Source organism: Vibrio sp. B181a, assembly GCF_030248375.1.
GTDB classification, from domain to species: domain Bacteria; phylum Pseudomonadota; class Gammaproteobacteria; order Enterobacterales; family Vibrionaceae; genus Vibrio; species Vibrio campbellii.
This window is the reverse complement of record NZ_JAHGAD010000104.1, coordinates 1-2,858: the sequence shown is the minus strand read 5'-3', so window position 1 is coordinate 2,858 and position 2,858 is coordinate 1. Positions and strand designations below refer to the sequence as shown.

Here is a 2,858-nt window from a genome sequence, read left to right as displayed (position 1 = left end):
GCAAGGATTTGATGCGGCGATGAGCCTGCAATCTTGTTTCAGTAACCCTTATCGCGGCGTGGCTGCGGACGTATGGGCCGATGGATTTATCGCAGGAAAAGAAGCCAGCACGCAGAGGTTGGAGCAGGAGGTGATATGCAAATGACACGCAAAGCGTTTTATGCCAACAACACACGAATTCTGTGTTGGGGGATAGGGTTTGGCCTGATGGTGGGGGTTCTTGTCGGCGCATCGCTGCATTAAAACAAGGGTGGAAATGAAAGAGAGTAAAAAGTGAGTCGGCTAGCCAGCTCAAAAATTGAAAAAACGGGAGAAATGAATGAGACAGTTTCTGACCGAAACGCAGCTTGAGGCGTTGTTGTCGCTTTACTCTAAACGTGAGTTTCCAGAGCCAACGCGCGAAGCGGTGCGCCTTCGCATCAAACATGGTCACACCTATGAGCTGGCATCGTTTATCACCGGCGTCTCCAGGCGCAATATCTACAACGGCGTGAAAAAATTGCAAGTCGCTCATCACACGGTGATGAAGGCCTACAGCAAACAGGACGGAGAAAAACGATGAGGTATCAATCCTTATTTGACGATATTTACTATGGACCAGAAGCACTTCGACTTCGCCCACCACACATAGCCAGCTTTGATGAACTGCTGCAAGCGCTGATGCCTATATGGTCAGGAAAAACACTGACTCACTATTGTTATCGAGCGCATGAGTCAATCCATGTGTTGAGTGCGGACTCATTCGAAATTACGATCAATACCGTGTCTAAGGTTCACATACCGACAGGGCGTGATTTGCAAGATGCCTGCCGAGTGAAACACATTACGATTAATCTCTGGGACAGTGTGGATGTGCAGGGTTTTATTGAGTTGTTGGTTCGTGAGCTCAACGCTTCTTTGAGTTTTGAGTCTGTTGTACTTGCAGATCATATCTCTGATGGATGCTGACTTAACTCTTGCAATGCTAACAAAACGAAAGAATGAGTATTTTGCTGTGGTCAAGTAAAACTGGCAACAGCTTTAAGGTGGGCATTTCTGCTTTGCAGAAAGCCCTGATTTAGATCTCAAACTAAGCCGTCAGCTATCCATAGCACGAGTTTGCTCGGTTCATTTTTTTACTGAGCTTGACGTCAGCAGTTACTTAAGCAGGCCTACTTCTTTGTAGTATTTCTCCGCACCCGGGTGAAGAGGGGTCGAGAGGCCCGCTTTTACCATATCTTCTTTCTTCAATCTTGCAAATGCAGGGTGTAGGCGTTTGAACGTGTCGAAGTTTTCGAATACCGCTTTTGCAACGTTGTAAGCCACATCATCTGAAACATCAGAAGTTGTTACCATGGTTGCTGCAACGCCAAAGCTGTCTACGTTCTGGTCTGTACCACTGTACATACCGGAAGGTACTACACTGGATGTGTAGTAAGAGTTGCCAGCAACAATCTCGTTGATCTCTGGTCCGGTTGCGGAAACGAGTTTCGCATCACAAGACGTTGTTACTGCTCTGATTGAGTCGTTTGGATGACCAACCATGTAAATGAACGCGTCGATTTTGTTGTCACATAGCGCTTGTGAGCGCTCAGAGTCTCGTAGCTCAGATGCACGTTTGAAGCTGCCGTTCGTCCAGCCCATCGCATCCATCACGACCTCCATTGTCGCACGGTCACCAGAGCCAGGGTTACCGATGTTGACACGTTTTCCTTTAAGGTCTTGAAGGTTCTCGATGCCAGAATCGGCACGTGCGATGATGTTAAAAGGTTCGGTATGAAGAGAGAACATGGTACGCAGTTTTTTGTACGGACCTTGCTTGGCAAATTTGCTCGTGCCGTTGTAGCCATGGTACTGCCAATCTGATTGCACGATACCAAAATCTAGCTCACCTGCACGGATAGTGTTGACGTTGTAAATTGAACCTTCAGTTGACTCTATTGAACAGCGAATGTTGTGTTCTCTACGCCCTTTATTCACCAATTTACAAATAGCCCCGCCAGCTGGGTAATAAACACCGGTAACAGAGCCCGTACCGATAGTAATAAACTCTTGAGAGTTGACATTACCAGCGCTCGTCACGGCAGCGGCGATAACGCCTGCTTTAAGAAGTGTGTGAAGTGCCATGAATTTATCTACCTTCTCTTCATTGTTATTCCGAAAGTAACCAAAAATGACTTTTGGAGTTTCCTATTGTTAATAAATATAGCGAACAAGTTCCCACTCTGCGCTAATAGAGAGGAGGAGCTCGAAAACAAATGATTTTTAGAATCAAAGTGACGCTCATCCAGTCTCTTGATACGATGGCTGGGTCTTGTGCTTTCGTAAGACAAGGTGGCTCTGCTCGTCTCATTCATGCAGCGATAAAGACAGAAGGGCAGTGCCACCGATTTTAAAGATAAAGTGTGAAATAAAACACGCATATGCACGCAGGTGCTTACTGTTGTGCTCAGATAACGTTACTCTGTGTCGACAGGCTGAAAACTGTACTAAGTCACTCACTACTTGGCTTTAATCACACGATGATGTGTCCTTGAGCTGCCGCTTGCGGCGGCTCTTTTTTTGGGGATTGATTTAATGGTTAACATTGAAAAAGTGAATGCCACGCTTTTAAAGTCAGGGCATGCGTCGGTAACCCCACGTGAGTGGTTGTTTATCGAAACCATGAATCAGGCGCATCTCAGCTTGGCCTTTATCGTTCGATGGGTTGTTAGCAAGCGTGATGAGGTTACTGACCATCACGCTGATTTATCTTGATGCGACAAAGGTTGATTCCGTTGATGGCTAAGCTCGGTGAAAAACGTTTCACGCTTACGTTCAATAAGCTGCTCAATATAAGCTTCTTTTGCTTTTTGACCTGCTCGTGATGCTTCTTGCAT

At 46.2% G+C, this 2,858-nt stretch carries 4 protein-coding genes; 3 read left to right on the top strand and 1 reads right to left on the bottom strand.

What is annotated here, in order from left to right; translation table 11 throughout:
• Nucleotides 1-319 precede the first annotated feature (319 nt).
• On the top strand, nt 320-562 hold the full coding sequence (locus tag KIO97_RS25495; protein ID WP_285384297.1) for a hypothetical protein: 243 nt from the start codon (nt 320-322) through the stop codon (nt 560-562).
• On the top strand, nt 559-948 hold the full coding sequence (locus KIO97_RS25490) for a hypothetical protein (RefSeq protein ID WP_104036994.1): 390 nt from the start codon (nt 559-561) through the stop codon (nt 946-948). Before KIO97_RS25495 ends, KIO97_RS25490 begins: the two co-directional genes overlap by 4 nt.
• A gap of 189 nt (nt 949-1,137) precedes the next feature.
• Here the strand turns inward: KIO97_RS25490 and KIO97_RS25485 are convergent, their stop codons facing one another.
• Nucleotides 1,138-2,106 (bottom strand): TAXI family TRAP transporter solute-binding subunit, encoded by a 969-nt coding sequence (locus KIO97_RS25485; RefSeq protein WP_285384296.1) that lies wholly within the window; start codon nt 2,104-2,106, stop codon nt 1,138-1,140.
• 450 nt (nt 2,107-2,556) lie between these two features.
• Between KIO97_RS25485 and KIO97_RS25480 the strand changes: the two genes are divergently transcribed.
• Complete coding sequence (locus KIO97_RS25480) at nt 2,557-2,736, top strand: hypothetical protein (RefSeq protein ID WP_285384295.1); 180 nt, start codon at nt 2,557-2,559, stop codon at nt 2,734-2,736.
• Nucleotides 2,737-2,858: the final 122 nt, after the last annotated feature.